Origin of the sequence: Pseudomonas sp. BIGb0164, from assembly GCF_024810135.1 — a bacterium.
Taxonomy (GTDB): Bacteria; Pseudomonadota; Gammaproteobacteria; order Pseudomonadales; family Pseudomonadaceae; genus Aquipseudomonas.
The window spans coordinates 343,201-364,170 of the sequence record NZ_JANUEA010000002.1; the positions used below are offsets into that span (position 1 = coordinate 343,201).

Here is a 20,970-nt window from a genome sequence, read left to right on the forward strand (position 1 = left end):
AAAATTCGTTGACTGACACTCCGCATTCGCGAGCAAGCCCGCTCCCACATTGGTTTTGCATTGGCTTCAAAAGCGGTGATTCAAGCCCGGCCAATCGGCGCGAATTTGGCCTGGGTGTGCTCCGCCAGCACAGCCGCTGGCAATTCAACTTCCAACCCCCTTCTGCCCGCACTCACAAAAATCGTCGAGAACGGCTGCGCCGTCTCATCGATAAAAGTACGCAAGCGCTTCTTCTGCCCCAGCGGGCTGATACCGCCCAACAAATAACCGGTAGAACGCTGCGCCGCTGCCGGGTCAGCCATCTCGACTTTTTTTACCCCCGCTGCATGGGCCAGCGCTTTTAAGTCCAGGCTTCCGACGACCGGCACCACGGCCACCAGCAACTCACCTTTCTCGCTGCTGGCCAACAAGGTCTTGAACACCTGCGCCGGATCCAACCCCAATTTCTCTGCGGCCTCCAGGCCATATGACGCGGCCTTGGGATCGTGCTCGTAACTGTGAATACGATGTTCGGCGCGAACTTTTTTCAACAGGTCCAATGCGGGGGTCATGACGTCTCCGGGCGTGGCAAACAGATGGCCAATTCTAGGCCAAGGCCACATAAAAGGCTCTAGTCCGCCCACCTTTAAGGTGCACGGGCAATGTGACAAGCGTGATCATTCACCAGACCAATAGTTTGAAAGTGACTGACGGTTCACTTTCGACCTTTGACAGCCGTCATTCTTGTCTATATTTTTTCGTTTCCGAATACTGTAGGAATAGACCTGCAGCACTCGAGCAGTAAGCCGCGACCGGGATGGGGATCCTTGCCACGGTGAAAATCGCGCAACAACCCGTTGAGGTTGTGCGCCAGACAAGAACAACAACTGAGGTTTTCCATGACGACTGCTCTTCAACAGCCTTCACTTTCGAGCCAATGCATGGCCGAGTTCCTGGGGACTGCGCTTCTGATCTTCTTCGGTACAGGATGTGTCGCTGCGCTCAAGGTTGCGGGTGCCAGCTTCGGGTTGTGGGAAATCAGCATCATCTGGGGGGTGGGCGTCAGCATGGCGATCTACCTGAGCGCCGGTATTTCCGGGGCGCACCTCAACCCTGCCGTCAGTATTGCCCTGTGTATTTTCGCCGACTTCGAAAAGCGCAAACTGCCCTTCTATATCCTTGCCCAAGTCGCCGGCGCCTTCTGCTCCGCCGCGTTGGTCTACACCCTCTACAGCAATCTGTTTTTCGATTACGAACAAACCCACCATATGGTTCGCGGCACGCAAGCGAGCCTGGAACTGGCCTCGGTCTTCTCCACCTACCCTCACCCACTGCTGAGCACCGCCCAGGCCTTCCTGGTAGAAGTGGTGATTACCGCGATCCTGATGGGCGTGATCATGGCCCTGACCGACGATAACAACGGCCTGCCGCGTGGCCCCTTGGCGCCGCTGCTGATTGGCTTGCTGATCGCCGTGATTGGCAGCGCCATGGGCCCGCTGACCGGCTTCGCCATGAACCCTGCACGGGATTTCGGGCCGAAGCTGATGACCTTTTTCGCAGGCTGGGGTGAAATGGCCTTCACGGGTGGCCGCGATATTCCTTACTTCCTGGTTCCGATTTTCGCGCCAATTGTTGGCGCATGCCTCGGTGCTGCGGCCTATCGCGGGCTGATTGCCCGTCATCTGCCGAGCGCCGCACCTGCTATAGCTGAAGAAACACCTGACACGTCTGTCAATGGCAAGACCCGTATTTCCTGATAGCGCCAGCCTGGACGCACCTGCCCTTTTTGTGGCCCAGGCTGATTACCGATTTTCTTATTTTCCAAGGCATTCGACATGACCGATCTTCAGAATAAGAACTACATCATCGCCCTTGACCAAGGCACCACCAGCTCGCGCGCGATCATCTTTGATCGCGATGCCAACGTGGTTTGCACCGCCCAGCGCGAATTCGCCCAGCATTACCCGCAAGCCGGTTGGGTCGAACATGACCCGATGGAAATCTTCGCTACCCAAAGCGCCGTGATGGTCGAGGCCCTGGCCCAAGCTGGCCTGCACCATGACCAAGTGGCTGCCATCGGTATCACCAACCAGCGCGAAACTACCGTGGTGTGGGATAAGGTCACCGGCCGCCCAATCTACAACGCCATCGTCTGGCAGTGCCGCCGCAGCACCGAGATCTGCCAGCAGCTCAAGCGCGACGGCCACGAGCAGTACATCAGCGACACCACGGGCCTGGTCACCGACCCCTACTTCTCCGGCACCAAGCTCAAGTGGATCCTCGACAACGTCGAAGGCAGCCGCGAGCGCGCACGCGCTGGCGAACTGCTGTTCGGTACCGTCGACAGCTGGTTGATCTGGAAATTTACCGGCGGCAAGACCCACGTCACCGACTACACCAACGCCTCGCGCACCATGCTCTTCAACATCCACACCCTGGAGTGGGATGCGAAGATGCTGGAGATTCTCGACATTCCGCGCGAGATGCTGCCGGAAGTGAAGTCGTCCTCGGAAATCTACGGCCGCACCAAAAGCGGTATTGCCATCGGCGGTATCGCCGGCGACCAACAAGCCGCCCTGTTCGGCCAGATGTGTGTCGAAGCCGGCCAGGCCAAAAACACCTACGGCACCGGTTGCTTCCTGCTGATGAACACCGGCGACAAGGCGGTGAAATCCAAGCACGGCATGCTCACCACCATCGCCTGCGGCCCACGTGGCGAAGTGGCCTACGCCCTGGAAGGCGCCGTGTTCAACGGCGGCTCCACCGTGCAGTGGCTGCGTGATGAGCTGAAAATCATCAACGATGCCCACGACACCGAATACTTCGCCGGCAAGGTCAAGGACAGCAACGGCGTGTACCTGGTGCCTGCGTTTACTGGCCTGGGGGCGCCCTACTGGGACCCGTACGCCCGTGGCGCGTTGTTCGGCCTGACCCGTGGCGTACGCGTGGATCACATTATTCGTGCGGCCCTGGAGTCGATTGCCTACCAGACCCGCGATGTGCTCGACGCCATGCAACAGGATTCCGGCGAGCGCCTCAAAGCCCTGCGCGTGGACGGCGGTGCAGTGGCCAACAACTTCCTGATGCAGTTCCAGGCCGACATCCTCGGCACCCAGGTCGAGCGCCCGCAAATGCGTGAGACCACGGCACTCGGCGCGGCTTATCTGGCGGGCTTGGCGTGCGGTTTCTGGGGCAGCCTGGAAGAATTGCGCGGCAAGGCTGTGATCGAGCGCGAATTCGAGCCGCAGCTCGAAGAAAAGGAAAAAGAGAAGCTGTACGCCGGCTGGCAGAAAGCGGTCAGCCGCACCCGTGACTGGGAGCCTCACGAAGGCGCTGAATAAGCCAACGTCTGGTTGTAACTGGCAGGGAGCTGATTCCTGCGTCATCATGGGCCACTTTTGTATGGCAGCCCAAAGGACGCCCCATGAATCTGCCTCCCCGCCAACAACAAATCCTCGAGCTGGTCCGCGAACGCGGTTACGTCAGCATCGAGGAAATGGCGCAGCTGTTCGTTGTCACCCCGCAAACCATCCGCCGCGATATCAACCAGCTGGCGGACGCCAATCTGCTGCGCCGCTACCACGGCGGCGCGGCCTATGACTCCAGCGTCGAGAACACCGCGTACGCCATGCGTGCCGACCAGATGCGCGACGAGAAACAACGCATCGGCGAAGCCATCGCCGCCCAGATCCCCGATCACGCCTCGCTGTTCATCAATATCGGCACCACCACCGAATCCATCGCTCGTGCGCTGCTGAACCATAGTCACCTGAAAATCATCACCAATAACCTCAACGTCGCCACCATGCTCAGTGCCAAGGACGACTTCGATGTGTTGCTGACCGGCGGTAACGTGCGCCGTGACGGCGGTGTGGTGGGCCAGGCCAGTGTGGACTTCATCAACCAGTTCAAGGTCGACTTTGCGCTGGTGGGCATCAGCGGCATTGATGAGGACGGCAGCCTGCTGGACTTCGATTATCAGGAAGTGCGCGTTTCCCAGGCGATCATCGCCAATGCACGCCAGGTGATCCTGGCGGCTGACTCCAGCAAATTCGGGCGCAATGCCATGATTCGCCTGGGGCCGATCAGTCTGGTGGATTGCCTGGTGACCGATCAGCAGCCAGTGCCGGCGTTGGTGCAGTTGTTGAATCAGCACAAGGTTCGGCTGGAAGTCGTCTAGCGCCTGTTCTGACGCCATCGCGGGCAAGCCCGGCTCCCACAGGTAATCGCATTTCAATGTGGGAGCCGGGCTTGCCCGCGATGGCGGCCTGCCTGACCCCACATCACCCTCACCTTTTGTTCACAAATTTTCCTTTCTCGGTCTTTCGATGAGTTTTTTCAATCGAAGGCAGGTGGCTGCGCGCGCGTTTATCAGCTACCATTTTCGCAAATGAACATTAATGTTCGAATTCCAAGACGAAAAAGATCGCGAGGCCAGCCGATGAACCCTTCCACCTTGCCTGCTCCACCGCTTGCCGAAGTCTATGACGTTGCCGTTATCGGTGGCGGGATCAATGGCGTCGGCATTGCAGCAGACGCAGCCGGTCGCGGGTTGTCGGTATTCCTTTGCGAAAAGGACGACTTGGCCAGCCACACCTCGTCGGCCAGCAGCAAGCTGATCCACGGCGGCTTGCGCTACCTCGAACATTACGAATTCCGCCTGGTGCGCGAAGCCCTGGCCGAACGTGAAGTGCTGCTGGCCAAGGCGCCGCACATTGTCAAGCAGATGCGTTTCGTGCTGCCACACCGCCCGCACCTTCGCCCGGCGTGGATGATCCGCGCCGGCCTGTTCCTGTATGACCATCTCGGCAAACGCGAAAAACTCGCGGGTTCCAAGAGCCTCAAGTTCGGCGCGGACAGCCCGCTCAAAAGCGAAATCACCAAAGGCTTCGAATACTCCGATTGCTGGGTCGATGACGCGCGACTCGTCGTGTTGAACGCCATGGCCGCCCGTGAAAAAGGCGCGCACATCCACACTCAGACCCGCTGCGTGAGCGCTCACCGCAGCAAAGGCCTGTGGGAAATGAACATGGAGCGCGCCGACGGCAGCCTGTTCTCGATCCGCGCCCGTGCGCTGGTGAACGCGGCCGGCCCATGGGTCGCCAAGTTCATCAAGGACGACTTGAAGCTGGACTCGCCTTACGGCATCCGCTTGATCCAGGGCAGCCACCTGATCGTACCGAAGCTGTACGAAGGCGCCCACGCGCACATCCTGCAGAACGAAGACCAACGCATCGTTTTCACCATTCCGTACCTCAACCACCTGACCATCATCGGCACCACCGACCGCGAATACACCGGCGACCCGTCGAAAGTAGCGATTACCGAAGGTGAAACCGACTACATGCTCAAGGTGGTCAACGCGCACTTCAAGAAACAGCTGAGCCGTGACGACATCGTGCACACCTACTCCGGCGTGCGCCCGCTGTGCAACGACGAATCGGACAACCCGTCGGCCATCACCCGCGACTACACCCTGGCGCTGTCTGGCGGCACGGGTGAAGCACCGATCCTGTCGGTGTTCGGCGGCAAGCTGACCACCTACCGCAAACTCGCCGAGTCGGCGATGGCGCAACTGGCCCCCTACTTCACGCAGATGCGTCCGAGCTGGACCGCCAAAGCCAGTCTGCCCGGCGGCGAGAACATGACCACGCCAGAGGCATTGGCCGACGCCATTCGCAGCAAGTTCGACTGGGTGCCGAGCGAGATCGCCCGCCGCTGGTCCACCACCTACGGCAGCCGCACCTGGCGCCTGCTGGAAGGTGTGCAATCGTTGGCCGATTTGGGCGATCACCTGGGTGGCGGCCTATACACCCGTGAAGTCGACTACCTGTGCGCCGAAGAATGGGCCACCCAGGCTCACGATGTGCTGTGGCGCCGCACCAAGCTCGGTCTGTTCACCACGCCGGACGAGCAGGAGAACGTGCAGCGCTATCTGTCACAGGTTGAGCAGAATCGCGGCAAGACCCAGGCAGCCTGATCACCGCAGCCAAACAAAGCCCCCGTATCGAAAGGTCCGGGGGCTTTTTATTGGGTGTCTGATTGTTGTTGGTAACGCAGCCCCATCTCACGGATGGCGCTGGAAGCCGACGCGAGCAAAACAGGGTAAGCCGCTTCCAGAAAACCCGGCGTCGCCGTGCTCAATGCACGCTCGAGCCACACGCACGCCTGCTCTTCATCGCCCGCCTGGGCCAGCTCTGCGGCATGGTTGTATTGGCCGCGAAAATCCCCGGCCTCGGCGGCGCGCAGGTACCACTGCCGCGCCAGTGGCACATCCTTGGGCACCACAACACCTTCATGGTGAAAGCGTCCCAGCAGGTTCATCGACTTGGCGTGCCCCTTGGCGGCGGCCAGGCGGAACTGTTCGTATGCGGCCGCCAGGTCTTGCTCCACGCCACGACCACGGCTCAGCAATTGGCCGTAGTTGTAGAGCCCCCAATCCAGCCCCAAGTCGGCGGCCTGCCGGTAATGCTGCGCCGCATCGGCCAGGTCGATCGCGCAACCCCAGCCGTTCTCCAGGCAACGTCCGACCATGTTGATCGCCATCGGGTGACATTGGCGGGCAGCGATTCGAAACCAGCTCAGCGCCAATGTCGGGTCTTTCTGCACGCCACGGCCATCGAGCAACAACTGGGCCAGGGTTGCCTGCGCATCCACGTCCCCCAGCTGCGCGGCATGCATGACCCAGCGCACATACGCACGCGGGTTGTCCGCAATTTCTGGCTGCCCACTCTGCATTGGCACTTCTCACAGGCTGATAAAACTGACTGAAATTTCATGAATCATTTCGTTACAAAGTATTACATTTGAGATCTGTTATCAATTACGATCGCCTCTCACTTCTACCAACAAGAGACTATTCAATGGCTACCGGGATCAGTTCTGCCCCCCTCTCATCGCGGCATTTGCTCGCGTCGGCTGTGGGTTTGGCAGTGGCTGCGCAAGGAGGATTCAGTTACGCGGCGGAGACCGCAACCGATGACACAGGCGTCATTCAACTCGGCGCGACGAGCATCGAGGGCCAAGCCCCGAGCCAGAGCGCCTACAACCCTGTGGCGCCTTCATCCCCCAAGTACACCGAAGCGCTGCGCGATACGCCGCAGACCATCACGGTCGTCCCCAAGGAAGTCATTCATGACCAGAACCTGCTGACCCTGCGCGATGTGCTCAGCACCGTGCCGGGCATCACCTTCGGCGCCGGCGAAGGCGGCAGCGGCTATGGCGACAGCATCAACCTGCGCGGTTTTTCCGCCAGCGGCGACATCTACGTGGACGGCGTGCGCGACAGCGCGCAATACAGCCGCACCGACCCGTTCAACCTGGAGCAGGTGGAAGTCGTCAGCGGCGCAAGCTCGGTGTATTCAGGCTCGGGCGCGGTCGGCGGCACCATCAACCTGGTGAGCAAGACCCCGGAGTTGCGTGACAAAACCACTATCAGTGCTGGCATTGGCACCGACAATTACAAGCGCACCACGCTTGATACCAACCAGATGCTCAACGACACCACCGCGTTCCGGCTCAACCTCATGGCCCATGGTAACGACGTGCCGGGGCGCGATTATGAAGATTACGAACGCTGGGGCATTGCGCCTTCCATTGCGTTCGGCCTGGGCACGCCGACGCGCGTCACCGTCAGTTACGAGCACCAGAAAGACGACAACACCCCGCAATACGGCATCCCCATCTACAACGGCAAACCCATGCCGGGCGTGGGTTGGAGCGACTTCTACGGCTACCACAACATCAACGACCAGCAGATCACCTCGGACGCGTTCAGCCTGAAGCTCGAACACGATTTCAATGACGCCGTGTCGGTGCGCAACTTCACCCGCGTCGAGCGCGTGCGCCAAGATTTGCGCGCCTCCGGTCCAGAAGGCGCGCAAGCCGGTTGTCTGGCCAGCGGCACGCAGATCACTGGCGCCCCGTGCGCTGCGGGTTTGAACCCGGGTTTCTTCCAGCCAAGCGGCGGCTCGCTGGGTAACGAGCGCAACACCCAGAACAAGATGTTCACCAACCAGACCGACGTCACCAGCCGCTTCAGCACCGGCTTCATCGACCACACCCTGGTGACCGGCATCGCCATCAGCCGTGAGGAATACGAGGCGGATACCGGCAAATGGCTGACCAACAGCAACGGCACCGCAATCGTGCCGCCGCCGGTCAGCTTCAGCGACCCGAACTCCTACTGGGCGGGCCCGGTCAACTTCACCCGCGCGGCCCACGTCGACGGCGCGCTGAACAACCGTGCGGCCTACGCCTTCGACACGCTCAAGCTGAACCCGCAGTGGGAAATCAACGGCGGCCTGCGCTACGAGCACAACGCCGGCAGTTCGGTGACCAACGCCTACTCGACCTCGGGCGTGGAAACCCCGGGCCAGCGCTACGGCCAAGCCGACGACCTGACCTCCTACCGCCTGGCGCTGGTCTACAAGCCAGTGGAGAACGGCAGCTTCTATGTCGCCTACGGCAACAGCAAGACCCCGTCCCAAGCGAGCGTGAACGGTGGCTGCTTCACCCCGGCCAAAAGCTCCAGCATCGCCACCAACAACTGCAACGTCGCCCCGGAAACCGCCGTCAGCTATGAAATCGGCACCAAGTGGGACTTCCTCAACAATGCCCTGTCGGTCACCGGCGCGATCTTCCGCAACGACCGCACCAACTACAAAGTGGCCGACCCCGACCCCACCAACCTGAGCGGTACGCAGTCCCTCGACGGTAAAGCCCGGGCAGACGGCGTGGCACTGGGCCTGAGCGGCGCGATCACCGATCGCTGGAAGGTCTTCGCCAACTACACCTACCTCGACACCCGCGTCCTGCGCAGCGCCAGCGACTTTACCCTGGCCAACACCGGCTTCGACGCGCAGAAAGGCGAGCCTCTGCCCTTCACGCCCAAACACGCAGCCAGCCTGTGGACGGTGTACGACCTGCCCTACGACTTCCAGGTGGGCTACGGCATCACCGCGCAGTCCAAGCAGTACCTGGTCAGCGCCGCCGGGGCACCGACGGCGCCCGGCTATGCGGTTCAGCGCGCGATGCTCGGCTATAAGGTCAACAAGCAGCTGAACCTGCAGTTGAACGTCAATAACCTGTTCGACAAGGACTACCTGACCCGCATCCGCAACAACGGCTGGGCTGTGCCAGGCGATGGCCGCGCAGCCGTCGTTTCCGCCGACTACACCTTCTAACCCGCCCCTGTAGGATCTGGCTTGCCAGCGATGGCATCACCTCGGTCACTCTGACAAACCGAGGTGCCTGAATCGCAGGCAAGCCAGCTCCTACATAAAAGCGTCGCCTAAAACACCTTCAGCGCCATTCGGTTTTCCGAACGCCGCCCTCCCCCCTATTCGGTTTGCCGGACCCCGCGCTTTAAAATCCTTCGTCACACAAAGTTAATCTATATATAAATCAGATAGTTAACTGTTTGTTTCGGGTATGGCACGACTCATGCTCTACACTCCCTGACGATTGCCTGAGACGCCTCAGGAGCCGTCATGGGCATTCGCTGTACAAGAGAGCCGTTTAGCCGGCTTCATAAAAAAAACAAATGTCGAGGAAGTATTGATGCGCATCGTTCCCCATATCCTGGGCGCAGCTATCGCTGCTGCTCTGATCAGCACTCCAGTTTTCGCCGCCGAACTCACCGGCACACTGAAGAAAATCAACGACTCCGGCACCATCACCCTCGCGCACCGCGACAGCTCCATTCCGTTTTCCTACATCGCGGATGGTTCGGGCAAACCCGTGGGCTACTCCCACGACATTCAGTTGGCCATCGTTGAACAACTGAAAAAAGACCTGAACAAGCCCGACCTCAAGGTTAAATACAACCTGGTGACCTCGCAGACCCGCATCCCGTTGATCCAGAACGGCACTGCGGACGTTGAGTGTGGTTCCACCACCAACAACGCCGAACGCGCCCAGCAAGTTGATTTCACCGTCAACATCTTCGAAATCGGCACCCGTCTGCTGGTCAAGAAAGACGCTGATGGCAAGCCGTCCTACGCTGACTTTGCCGACCTGAAAGGCAAGAACGTCGTGACCACCGCGGGCACCACGTCCGAGCGCATCATCAAGGCGATGAACGCTGACAAGCAAATGGGCATGAACGTCATTTCCGCCAAAGACCACGGCGAATCCTTCAACATGCTGGAAAGCGGCCGTGCCGTTGCCTTCATGATGGACGACGCCCTGCTGGCCGGTGAAGAAGCCAAGGCCAAGAAGCCGGACGACTGGGTCATCACCGGTACTCCGCAGTCCTTCGAAGCCTACGCGTGCATGGTGCGTAAAGACGACCCAGCATTCAAGAAAGCTGTCGATGACGCCATCGTCGCCCTGTACAAATCCGGCGAGATCAACAAGATCTACAGCAAGTGGTTCGAGAGCCCAATCCCACCAAAAGGCCTGAACCTGAACTTCCCGATGAGCGACAAGGTGAAGGAGCTGATCGCCAACCCAAGCGACAAGCCAGCGCCTGACGTAAAAATCTGATACCTGACTAAGCTTATCTCCTGAGGGAGCCAACCCTCCCTCAGGCGTCTGTTACTACCTGCTGGCTTTAATGTGGAACACTCGACCTGGCGGTTTTCGAGCCGATCGCGTGTGCCTGGCGTTCACCGTCAGGCGGGAAAGGATCTTCCCCAAGCGGGTGCTTGTACATCGATCGATCTCGAGGGGAGACCCTAATGAATTACAACTGGGACTGGGGCGTGTTCTTCAAGTCCACCGGCGTTGGCAGCGAGACTTATCTCGACTGGTACATCGCCGGCCTGGGCTGGACCATCGCCATCGCTGTCGTGGCATGGATTATCGCCTTGCTGCTGGGGTCCATTCTGGGCGTCATGCGCACCGTGCCAAACCGCATCGTATCGGGCATCGCGACCTGCTACGTGGAACTGTTTCGTAACGTGCCGCTGCTGGTTCAGCTGTTCATCTGGTACTTCCTGGTACCGGACATGCTGCCGCAGAACCTGCAGGACTGGTACAAACAAGACCTGAACCCGACCACCTCGGCCTACCTGAGTGTTGTCGTGTGCCTGGGCCTGTTCACCGCCGCTCGCGTCTGTGAGCAAGTGCGCACCGGTATCCAGGCGCTGCCACGGGGCCAGGAATCCGCCGCGCGGGCCATGGGCTTCAAGCTGCCGCAGATCTACTGGAACGTGCTGCTGCCCCAGGCCTACCGGATCATCATTCCGCCGCTCACCTCGGAGTTCCTCAACGTCTTCAAGAACTCCTCCGTGGCGTCCTTGATCGGCCTGATGGAATTGCTGGCGCAGACCAAGCAGACCGCCGAGTTCTCGGCCAACCTGTTTGAAGCCTTCACCCTGGCCACGCTGATCTACTTCACCCTGAACATGAGCCTGATGCTGCTCATGCGCCTGGTCGAGAAGAAAGTCGCCGTGCCCGGCCTGATCTCCGTGGGGGGTAAATAATGGACTTCGATTTCAGCGGCATCATCCCCGCCATCCCGGGCCTGTGGAACGGCATGGTCATGACCTTGCAGTTGATGGTCATGGGCGTGGTCGGCGGTATTGCCCTTGGTACGGTCCTGGCGCTGATGCGCCTGTCGTCCAGCAAACTGCTGTCCCGCGTGGCCGGCGCCTACGTGAACTACTTCCGCTCGATCCCGCTGCTGCTGGTGATCACCTGGTTCTACCTGGCGGTGCCGTTCGTGCTGCGCTGGATCACCGGCGAAGACACCCCGATCGGCGCGTTCACCTCCTGCGTCGTGGCTTTCATGATGTTCGAAGCTGCGTACTTCTGTGAAATCGTGCGGGCCGGCGTGCAGTCGATCCCTAAAGGCCAGATGGCGGCGGCACAGGCCATGGGCATGACCTATGGCCAGACCATGCGCCTGATCATCCTGCCCCAGGCGTTCCGCAAGATGACCCCGTTGCTGCTGCAACAGTCGATCATCCTGTTCCAGGACACCTCGCTGGTCTACACCGTGGGCCTGGTGGACTTCCTCAACTCCGCCCGCTCCAACGGCGACATCATCGGCCGCTCCAACGAGTTCCTGATCTTCGCCGGTGTCGTCTACTTCATCATCAGCTTTTCCGCCTCGCTGCTGGTCAAGCGTCTGCAAAAAAGGTTTGCCGTATGATCTCTATCAAGAACATCAACAAGTGGTATGGCGACTTCCAGGTGCTGACCGATTGCAGCACCGAGGTTAAAAAAGGCGAAGTGATCGTGGTGTGCGGGCCGTCGGGCTCGGGTAAGTCCACCCTGATCAAGTGCGTCAACGCGCTGGAACCGTTCCAGAAGGGCGACATCGTGGTCGACGGCACCTCCATCGCCGACCCGAAGACAGACTTGCCGAAACTGCGTTCGCGCGTGGGCATGGTGTTCCAGCACTTCGAGCTGTTCCCGCACCTGACCATCACCGAAAACCTGACCATCGCGCAGATCAAGGTGCTGGGTCGCAGCAAGGAAGAGGCCACCAAGAAAGGCCTGCAACTGCTCGACCGCGTCGGCCTGTCGGCCCATGCCCACAAGCACCCGGGCCAGCTGTCCGGCGGCCAGCAACAACGTGTGGCGATCGCCCGCGCCCTGGCCATGGACCCGATCGTCATGCTGTTCGACGAACCGACCTCGGCGCTGGACCCGGAGATGGTGAACGAAGTGCTCGACGTGATGGTGCAGCTGGCCCACGAAGGCATGACCATGATGTGCGTGACCCACGAAATGGGCTTCGCCCGTAAAGTGGCCGACCGCGTGATCTTCATGGACGCCGGCAAGATCATCGAGGACTGCCCGAAAGAAGAGTTCTTCGGCGACATCAGCGCCCGTTCCGAACGCGCGCAGCACTTCCTCGAGAAAATCCTGCAGCACTAAGCCCTACAAAGCTTCCACTGTAAAAGCCGGGCCAATTGTGGGAGCGGGCTTGCTCGCGAAAGCGGTACATCAGCCACTGCATCTTTGACTGACACACCGCCTTCGCGAGCAAGCCCGCTCCCACAGGGCCCGCGCAGGCCGGTAAGCTCTGGTTGACCCAAGGCATCTGTGATGAAATGCGACCCCAACCCCTATCGCGCCGCGCCGCCATCACTTGCCGTGAAGCCTCGTCTGATTCGCCAACTGTTCCTGCCGCCGTTGATCATCGCCCTGATGATCGGCTTGGGTTATATCGGCTTCTGGGTCAGTGAGTACTATGGCATCCGCACCCTCAGCGACAACGGCGAACGCCAGCTGGAGCTGCACGCCCGTACCGTCGAAAGCGAACTGAGCAAATACACCTACCTGCCCAGCCTGCTGGAACTGGAATCCAGCGTGTCGACGCTGCTGGCCGACCCGAATCAGGAAACCCGCAAGACCGTCAACGATTACCTCGAAGGCCTGAATCGACGCAGTCGCAGTCGGGCCATCTACGTGATGGACACCACCGGCCGTGTGCTGGCCACCAGTAACTGGCGCGATGCCGACAGTTACCAGGGTGAAGACCTGTCCTTTCGCGCCTATTTCCAGAATGCCGTGCGCGGCCAACCCGGCCGTTTCTACGGCATCGGCAGCACCAACGGCGAACCCGGCTACTACCTGGCCCATGGCCTGGAAGAGCACGGCAAGATCATCGGCGTCGCCGTGGTCAAGGTGCGCCTCGAAGCCCTTGAAGAACGCTGGCAGCGCGCGCGCCTCGAAGCCTTCGTGAGCGACGAGAACGGCATCATCATTCTGTCCAGCGACCCGGCCCGCCGCCTCAAGGCTGTGCGCCCGCTGAGCGACGACACCAAGGAACGCCTGGCCCACAGCCTGCAATATTACTGGGCGACACTGAACGAGCTTGAGCCCCTGGCCCGCGAGCGCCTGAACGAAGGCACCGAAAAACTGACCTTCCCGGCCAACAGTGAAGTGGTCAACGACGAGCACGAAGTCAGCTACCTGGCACAAACTCGCCCGCTCAATGACACACCGTGGAATTTCACCCTACTCACCCCGCTCAATGACCTGCGCCGGGCCGCCATCAACCAGGGCATCCTGGTGGCCGTGGCCTTTGGCCTGGTCGCATTCCTGCTGATTGCCTGGAACGAGCGGCGCAAAGTCATCGCCACCCGCCTCGCCGCGCGGGAAGCCTTGCAGGAAGCTAACAGCCAGCTGGAACGTCGGATTGCCGAACGCACCGCCGACCTGCGCGCCAGCAACGAACGACTCAAGGGCCAGATCCGCGAACGGCGCCAGGCCGAAGAGACCCTGCGCCGCGCCCAGGATGAGCTGGTACAGGCTGGCAAACTGGCTGCCATCGGTCAGATGTCCACCAGCATCGCCCACGAACTGAACCAGCCACTGGCCGCGCTGCGCACTTTGTCTGGCAACACTGTGCGCTTCCTCGAGCGTGGCGCCTTGGACACCGCCAGCGCCAACCTCAAGACCATCAACGAACTGATCGACCGCATGGGCCGCATCACCGCCAGCCTGCGCTCCTTTGCCCGGCGCGGTGATGACCAGGGCGAAGCCAGCCTCGCCAAGGCCGTGGAGGCTGCCTTCCAGGTGCTTGGTGCGCGCCTGGACAGCTTGCCGCTGACCCTGCACCGCGACTTCGCCAACGCCCAACTGCAAATCGACCAGACGCGCCTGGAGCAGATCCTGGTCAACCTGATCGGCAACGCCCTGGACGCCATGCAGGCACAACCGACGCCGCAGTTGTGGCTCGAAGGCAGCAGCAGCGACGGCAAATATCGCCTGCAGGTGCGCGACAACGGCCACGGCATCGACCCCGAGGCGCGCAAGCATTTGTTCGAACCGTTCTTCACCACCAAGCCCGGCGAGCAAGGCCTGGGGCTGGGCCTGACCCTTTCCGCCAGCCTCGCGGCGGCCACCGGCGGCAACCTTGCCGTGGAACACCCGGCCAGTGGTGGTACTGCCTTTGTCTTGTGCCTGCCGTTGGCGGGCACTCAAAAAGCTGAGTCGACATGAAAACAGATCCTAAAGACCTCACCGTCCTGATCGTCGAAGACGACCCCCATGTGCTGCTCGGCTGCCAGCAAGCCCTGGCGCTGGAAGATATTCCCAGCGTGGGCGTGGGCAGCGCCGAGGAAGCGCTCAAGCGCATCGGCGAAAACTTTGCCGGCATCGTCATCAGCGACATCCGCCTGCCGGGCATCGACGGCCTGGAACTGCTGACGCGCCTCAAGGCCCTGGATAAAAGCCTGCCGGTGGTGTTGATCACCGGGCACGGCGACATTTCCATGGCCGTCGGCGCCATGCGCAACGGCGCCTACGACTTCATGGAAAAACCCTTTTCCCCCGAGCGTCTGGTGGATGTGGTCCGCCGTGCCCTGGAGCAACGTGGCCTGGCCCGGGAAGTCTGGTCGCTGCGCCGCCAACTGGCCGAACGCGACTCCCTGGAAGGTCGCATCATCGGGCGCTCGCCGGCCATGCAGAACCTGCGCGAACTGATCGCCAACGTCGCCGACACCTCGGCCAACGTGCTGATCGAAGGTGAGACCGGCACCGGCAAGGAATTGGTTGCGCGGTGCCTGCATGATTTCAGCCGACGCCACACTCACCAGTTCGTGGCACTGAACTGCGGCGGTTTGCCGGAAAACCTGTTTGAAAGCGAGATCTTCGGCCACGAGGCCAACGCCTTCACCGGCGCCGGCAAGCGTCGCATCGGCAAGATCGAGCACGCCCACGAGGGCACGCTGTTCCTCGATGAAGTGGAAAGCATGCCGATCAACCTGCAGATCAAACTGCTGCGGGTCTTGCAGGAGCGCACCCTCGAACGCCTGGGTTCGAACCAGAGCGTTGCGGTGGATTGCCGGGTGATCGCCGCCACCAAGTCCGACCTCGATGAGCTGAGCCGCGCCAACCAGTTCCGCAGCGACCTGTACTACCGCCTCAACGTGGTCACCCTGGAACTGCCGCCCCTGCGCGAGCGCCGCGAAGACATCCTGCAACTGTTCGAGCACTTTCTGCAGCAGTCGTCCCTGCGCTTCGACCGCACCGCGCCGGAACTGGACAACCAGACCCTGTCGAGCCTGATGAGCCACGACTGGCCGGGCAACGTACGTGAGCTGCGCAACGTCGCCGAACGCTTCGCCCTGGGCCTGCCCGCCTTCAAGAAAAGCGGCACCGGCAGTGGCAACCACGGCCTGGCGTTTACCGAAGCGGTGGAGGCGTTCGAACGCAACCTGCTCAACGATGCACTGCAACGCAGCGGCGGCAACCTGACCCAGGCCAGCCTGGAACTGGGGATGGCCAAGACCACGCTGTTCGACAAGGTCAAGAAATACGGGTTGAGCCACTGATGGATCTGTTACTCAAGGCTGCCCTGGGCGCAGCGGTCGTGCTGATCCTGGCCGCGCTGGCCAAGACCAAGAACTACTACATCGCAGGCCTGGTGCCGCTGTTCCCGACCTTCGCGCTGATCGCCCATTACATCGTCGGCAAGGGCCGTTCGGTGGACGACCTGAAGACCACGATCCTGTTCGGGATGTGGTCGATCATTCCGTACTTTGTGTATTTGGCGACGCTGTATGTGATGGTCGACCGGATGCGGCTGGAGGCGTCTTTGGCCGTCGCAGCAGTAGCATGGTTGATGGCCGCGACCGTGCTGGTCAGCGTGTGGGTACGCGTCCACGCCTGACCCAATGTAATCAAAACTGTGGGAGCGGGCTTGCTCGCGAATGCGGAGGTTCAGTTGGAACCTATTTGACTGACACACCGCTTTCGCGAGCAAGCCCGCTCCCACATTTGGACCTCAGGGTGTCAGCGGACTATTTTGTCGACCTGGATGCCCAGCTTCTTCAGGCGATACCAGAAGCTTCGCTCCGATATCCCGATTTTCGCCGCTGCCGCCGCCTGCACCCCATTGCTCTCCTGCAAGGCTGCAAGGATGTAAGCCTTTTCCACCTCAGCCAGCGCCGCGTCGAGGTCCTGGGGAATCCCCGGGCCGTCACTGAGGATCGTTGCCACCCCGCCTTCGCTCGGTTTGGAAGCGAACAGATAACCCGGCAGGTCAATGTCCTCGATCACCGGCGATGCCGCCACAATGGTCGCCCGTTCCACACAGTTCTGCAGCTCACGGATATTGCCCGGCCAGCTGTAGGCCGCCATCGCTTGCAACGCCTCGGCACTGAAACCGGTGATGCGCTTGCCGGCCGTGGCGCTCAGGGTCTGGGCGAAGTGGCGGGCCAGGGGCGCGATGTCTTCCACGCGCTCACGCAGGGCAGGCAGCGGGATCGGGAACACGTTGAGGCGGTAATACAGGTCTTCGCGAAACTCTTTATTGGCGACCGCGTCCAGCAAATTCTTGTTGGTGGCGGCGATCACGCGCACATCGACCTTGCGCTCACGCGGGTCGCCCACCGGTTCGATCACCCGCTCTTGCAGCGCGCGCAGGATCTTGGCCTGCAACGCCAGGGGCATGTCGCCCACTTCGTCGAGAAACAGTGTGCCTTTGTCAGCCTGCATGAAGCGCCCTACCCGGTCCGCCACGGCGCCGGTGAACGCGCCTTTGCGGTGGCCGAACATTTCGCTTTCCAGCAGGCCTTCCGGGATCGCGGCGCAGTTGACCGCGACAAAGGGTTTGTCGGCGCGGCTGCCGTGCTTATGAATGGCGCGGGCGACCATTTCCTTGCCGGTTCCGCTTTCGCCGGTCAGCAGGATGGTGGCGGTGCTGTCGCGTACCGAATCCACCGCCTGCAACACTTTGCGAAACGCGGGGCTGTCACCCACCAGGCTGTCGAACTGGGCATGTTCATCCAGCTCGGCGCGCAGGCGGGCGTTGTCGCGCATGATGTCGCGAAACTGCAAGGCCTTGGCCACGGTGATGTCCAGTTCATCGATATCGAACGGCTTGGCGATGTAGTCATACGCACCGTTACGCATCGACTGCACGGCGTTTTTCACCGTGCTGTAGGCCGTCATCACAATCACCGGCAAGTGCGGGTAGCGCACCTTGATCTCGGCCAGCAGCGCCGGCCCGTCCATGCCCGGCATGCGCCAGTCACTGATCACCAGGTCGATGTCTTCCTGTTCCAGCACCTTGAGCGCATGCAGGCCGTTGCCTGCGGTAAACACCTGGATGCCGCTCTGGCTCAGGGCCGACGACAACAAGTCACACAGCTTGGGTTCGTCGTCGACCACCAATACGTTATGCGTCATGACCTTCCTCATCATCCCCGTCGTCTTCGCCGTTAGCCGGAATGTACAGGCTGAACGTGGCGCCGGCATCTTTCTCACTGGCACATTCGATGCTGCCGTCGTGACTTTCCATGATCGAATAGACTTTGGCCAGGCCCAGGCCGGTGCCCGAGGCCTTGGTGGTGACAAACGGTGTGAAGATGCGCTCGATCATGTCCGCCGGAATCCCTTGGCCGGTGTCGGCAATGCTGATGATCGTGTTGTCGTCTTCGCTGCGGATGCCCAGCGTCAGGCGCCCGCCTTCAGGCATGGCGTCGATGGCGTTGAGGATCAGGTTCAGGCAGGCCTGCTTGAGCTGCTTGGCATCGGCGTAGATCGTTGCGCCGGGCGCCTGGTCATCGATCTGTGCATCGATGTTATGGGTAGACAGCTCCGGGCCGCAGAAGCCGAGGATCTCTTCCACCACCGGGCGTGCCGCCTGCAGCGTGCGCAACGGTGGGTTGGGCTTGGCGAAATCGAGGAACTCGGTGATCAGGTCGTTGATACGGCTGACCTCGCTGATCACGTATTCCAAATGGCGCTTGTCGGTTTCCGCCAGGTCGGCGCGCCGGTGCAGCAGTTGCGTGGCGGTCTTGATGATGCCCAACGGGTTGCGGATCTCATGGGCCAGGCCCATGGCGACTTCGCCCAAGGCATGCAGGCGGTCACGCCGGCGCAGTTGGGCTTCCAGGTGATGCAACTCGCCCAGGCGCTCGGTCATGTGGTTGAACGTGCTGCTCAACTGCGCCAGCTCATCGCCGCCGCTCACCAGCACGCGGTGTTCATAGTTGCCCGAGATCACCGCATTCACGCCCTGGGACAAATCCCGCAACGGCTTGGTCAGGCGCCGTGACACCAGCACCCCCGCCGCCAGGGACAGTGCCGAACTGAGCAGGAAAATCAGCACGAACAGATTGCTCTGGTTCACCAGCCCCACCAGGCTGGTATGGCGCAGCAAACCACTGAAAATCACACCTTGCAGCTCACCGGCATCGTTGAAGATCGGCCAGTACAACCCGCTGTACTTGCTGGTGAATTGCTCACTGGGTTGCTTGGTGCTGCGCAACGCCGCTTCAACCCCCTTGGGGATGCGCGAGGGATGATCTTCGAAACGCTGGGTCGAGAAAATCTCGGAGAAGCCCGAGGGGTTGGCCAGGTAGAGACGCAGGTCCAGGGAATGCACATCGGCCACGCTGGTGAGGAAGCTGCTGTCCAGGTAGGTGGCGACCAGCAGCAGGTAATCCTCGCCATCGCGATTGGTCTCGAAGGTCGAGACCACCAACCCCGTACTGACGCCGGCCACTTGCACCGTCTGCAACACCGCGTTGCTGGTCAGGTTGATCTGCTTGACGATGTCATCGGCGGCCGTGCTGAACACCACCTTGTGATCGCTGACCCGAATCAGCGCCACCACGTCGATATCCGTGGCATCGGCAATGTCGGCGGTGAGCCGATCATGCCGAGCAGCCTGTTTGGACGAGGGCGGGCTGGTGTAGCGCAAGAACAGCTTGGCCATGCGCGCGTTGTCGTGAAGGATGTCGCCAATCTCGTCCTTGACGATCTTGGTCGATTCTTGCAGCCAGATCCGCACGTTGCTGTCGAAAATCTGCGACAACGTGGTGGCAGCCAGCTCGGCCGCGATCATGGTGGGAATAACGCTGACCAGCCAGAACGCCAGCACCAGCTTGCGCTGGACGCTCCAGCGCGAGATGGCAAAGGGGCGGGCTTTCTGGCGGGTCTTGGTGATCATCAGGTTTCGCTTATCGCAGCAGCCATGGCAGGGTCGGAACGATCCGGTCGGAAAAACATTTTCACTACTTTGAGCAGCCCATTGACCAACCGATTGCGGTGGCGGAAGAACATGCTGTTGCCCTGGAACTCGCAACCCAGGCGCAGCTTACTGGCATACCCGGCCTGCCCGCACTCGTACAACGCGATATTGTTCTGGATACAGTAGTCGACGTTGGTCAGCCAGCTGCGGAAGTACAGGTTGTACTCACGGGTGAACGCCACGTCGTGCCCGAAGAACTTGTCGATCAAGCGGTGCTCATCCACCAGCACCAGGTTGAACGCCACCAGGCTGTCATCCACCCAGTAAAGTACACAGACCGCGCGCTCATCAAGGCGTTCGAGCACGCCGGTGAAGTAGCTGGCGGGCAAGCGTTCGAACTGCAATTCGGCGCGTGTCAGGGTCGCTTCGTAGAGGCGCATGACCTCAGGCAACACGTCGTCGATGTTGCGCCGCCATTCCACGCGCGGCCCAGGTGCGCGCAACTTGCGGCGCAGGTCCTTGCGGGTGGATTTGCCCAGCGACCCCAGGTAGGCGTCCACCGACCCGTAAGGCAGCGGCAACAGCCCGGTGGGCAGGCTCGGCATGCTTTGAAAGCCTGCGGCGCGGCAGCTGTCTGCCCAGTCGGGGTCTTTGGTCGGCGCATCCTTGACCGCCACCAAGCCGATGCCGAACTCGTCGGCGTCCTGGCGTGCAGCCTGCAGCAAATGCTTGAGCAGCAGCGGGCGGCGTTCGCTCGGGACGTGGCTGGCCACCCCCGCGTCGCAACGCTCGGCCACCGGCGAACCGATGGCATACAAGCCCAACTGCAAAACACCCGGCCACAGTCGCTCCAGGCGCTCGGTCAAGCGCTTGCCGGCACCCGACACCGTGGTGTCGAGTCGATAATGAGTGATGAAGGCGGCGGCGACAGCAACCAGCACACCATCATCGTAAACAGCCAGGTAACGCCACTGAAAATCATCGATCGCGGCGTTTTCCACGGCCACGTAATAGTCCCAGTCCTCCAGGGCACCGGGAAAACAGTCATTCCAGGCACTGCGCTGGATAGCCCGGATGGTCGGGAAGGCTTGGGCGGTAATCACGTC

Annotated in this window: 17 protein-coding genes; 12 read left to right on the plus strand and 5 right to left on the minus strand. The window is 61.1% G+C overall.

What is annotated here, in order from left to right; translation table 11 throughout:
• Positions 1–80: 80 nt before the first annotated feature.
• Entirely contained in the window at positions 81–551 is a 471-nt protein-coding gene (ybaK, locus tag M2394_RS05550; RefSeq protein WP_259171853.1) for a Cys-tRNA(Pro) deacylase, read from the minus strand.
• Between the two features lie 327 nt (positions 552–878).
• On the opposite strand from ybaK, the gene M2394_RS05555 reads away from it, so the two are divergent.
• The 4 genes from M2394_RS05555 to glpD all read left to right on the plus strand — a co-directional run bounded on the left by M2394_RS05555 (position 879) and on the right by glpD (position 5,959).
• Positions 879–1,736, plus strand: a complete 858-nt coding sequence (locus M2394_RS05555; RefSeq protein ID WP_259171854.1) for an MIP/aquaporin family protein — start codon at positions 879–881, stop codon at positions 1,734–1,736.
• A 78-nt stretch (positions 1,737–1,814) separates the two neighbouring features.
• Complete coding sequence (gene glpK, locus M2394_RS05560) at positions 1,815–3,320, plus strand: glycerol kinase GlpK (RefSeq protein WP_176994864.1); 1,506 nt, start codon at positions 1,815–1,817, stop codon at positions 3,318–3,320.
• Positions 3,321–3,403: 83 nt separating this feature from the next.
• A complete protein-coding gene (locus M2394_RS05565; RefSeq protein WP_176994865.1) occupies positions 3,404–4,159 on the plus strand; it encodes a DeoR/GlpR family transcriptional regulator in 756 nt (251 codons plus the stop codon).
• A gap of 261 nt (positions 4,160–4,420) precedes the next feature.
• Complete coding sequence (gene glpD, locus M2394_RS05570; RefSeq protein ID WP_259171855.1) at positions 4,421–5,959, plus strand: glycerol-3-phosphate dehydrogenase; 1,539 nt, start codon at positions 4,421–4,423, stop codon at positions 5,957–5,959.
• 47 nt (positions 5,960–6,006) lie between these two features.
• On the opposite strand, the gene M2394_RS05575 is transcribed toward glpD, so the two are convergent.
• The gene (locus tag M2394_RS05575) at positions 6,007–6,717 is read right to left on the minus strand and encodes a tetratricopeptide repeat protein (protein ID WP_259171856.1); all 711 of its coding nucleotides are present in this window, start codon (positions 6,715–6,717) and stop codon (positions 6,007–6,009) included.
• A 194-nt stretch (positions 6,718–6,911) separates the two neighbouring features.
• Here M2394_RS05575 and M2394_RS05580 point away from each other — a divergent pair, with 194 nt between their 5' ends.
• From M2394_RS05580 to M2394_RS05615, 8 genes are all read left to right on the plus strand, one after another.
• The gene (locus tag M2394_RS05580; RefSeq protein ID WP_259171857.1) at positions 6,912–9,164 is read left to right on the plus strand and encodes a TonB-dependent siderophore receptor; all 2,253 of its coding nucleotides are present in this window, start codon (positions 6,912–6,914) and stop codon (positions 9,162–9,164) included.
• A gap of 376 nt (positions 9,165–9,540) precedes the next feature.
• Entirely contained in the window at positions 9,541–10,467 is a 927-nt protein-coding gene (locus M2394_RS05585; RefSeq protein WP_178922044.1) for a glutamate/aspartate ABC transporter substrate-binding protein, read from the plus strand.
• Positions 10,468–10,661: 194 nt separating this feature from the next.
• A complete protein-coding gene (locus tag M2394_RS05590; RefSeq protein WP_010212762.1) occupies positions 10,662–11,408 on the plus strand; it encodes an amino acid ABC transporter permease in 747 nt (248 codons plus the stop codon).
• On the plus strand, positions 11,408–12,079 hold the full coding sequence (locus M2394_RS05595) for an amino acid ABC transporter permease (RefSeq protein ID WP_010212763.1): 672 nt from the start codon (positions 11,408–11,410) through the stop codon (positions 12,077–12,079). Before M2394_RS05590 ends, M2394_RS05595 begins: the two co-directional genes overlap by 1 nt.
• Entirely contained in the window at positions 12,076–12,810 is a 735-nt protein-coding gene (locus M2394_RS05600) for an amino acid ABC transporter ATP-binding protein (protein ID WP_016970736.1), read from the plus strand. Before M2394_RS05595 ends, M2394_RS05600 begins: the two co-directional genes overlap by 4 nt.
• Before the next feature lie 171 nt (positions 12,811–12,981).
• Positions 12,982–14,883 (plus strand): sensor histidine kinase, encoded by a 1,902-nt coding sequence (locus tag M2394_RS05605; protein WP_259171858.1) that lies wholly within the window; start codon positions 12,982–12,984, stop codon positions 14,881–14,883.
• On the plus strand, positions 14,880–16,217 hold the full coding sequence (locus tag M2394_RS05610) for a sigma-54 dependent transcriptional regulator (protein WP_178922040.1): 1,338 nt from the start codon (positions 14,880–14,882) through the stop codon (positions 16,215–16,217). Before M2394_RS05605 ends, M2394_RS05610 begins: the two co-directional genes overlap by 4 nt.
• The gene (locus M2394_RS05615; RefSeq protein ID WP_056858829.1) at positions 16,217–16,555 is read left to right on the plus strand and encodes a GlpM family protein; all 339 of its coding nucleotides are present in this window, start codon (positions 16,217–16,219) and stop codon (positions 16,553–16,555) included. Before M2394_RS05610 ends, M2394_RS05615 begins: the two co-directional genes overlap by 1 nt.
• Positions 16,556–16,677: 122 nt before the next feature.
• Here M2394_RS05615 and M2394_RS05620 read toward each other — a convergent pair whose 3' ends face one another.
• From M2394_RS05620 to M2394_RS05630, 3 genes are read right to left on the minus strand one after another with little or no spacing between them, the layout of a single operon-like run.
• On the minus strand, positions 16,678–18,075 hold the full coding sequence (locus M2394_RS05620; protein ID WP_176994874.1) for a sigma-54 dependent transcriptional regulator: 1,398 nt from the start codon (positions 18,073–18,075) through the stop codon (positions 16,678–16,680).
• On the minus strand, positions 18,065–19,843 hold the full coding sequence (locus M2394_RS05625) for a HAMP domain-containing sensor histidine kinase (protein WP_259171859.1): 1,779 nt from the start codon (positions 19,841–19,843) through the stop codon (positions 18,065–18,067). The genes M2394_RS05620 and M2394_RS05625 overlap by 11 nt, the downstream gene beginning before the upstream one ends.
• Positions 19,843–20,967, minus strand: a complete 1,125-nt coding sequence (locus tag M2394_RS05630; RefSeq protein WP_259171860.1) for a GNAT family N-acetyltransferase — start codon at positions 20,965–20,967, stop codon at positions 19,843–19,845. Before M2394_RS05630 ends, M2394_RS05625 begins: the two co-directional genes overlap by 1 nt.
• Positions 20,968–20,970 lie beyond the last annotated feature (3 nt).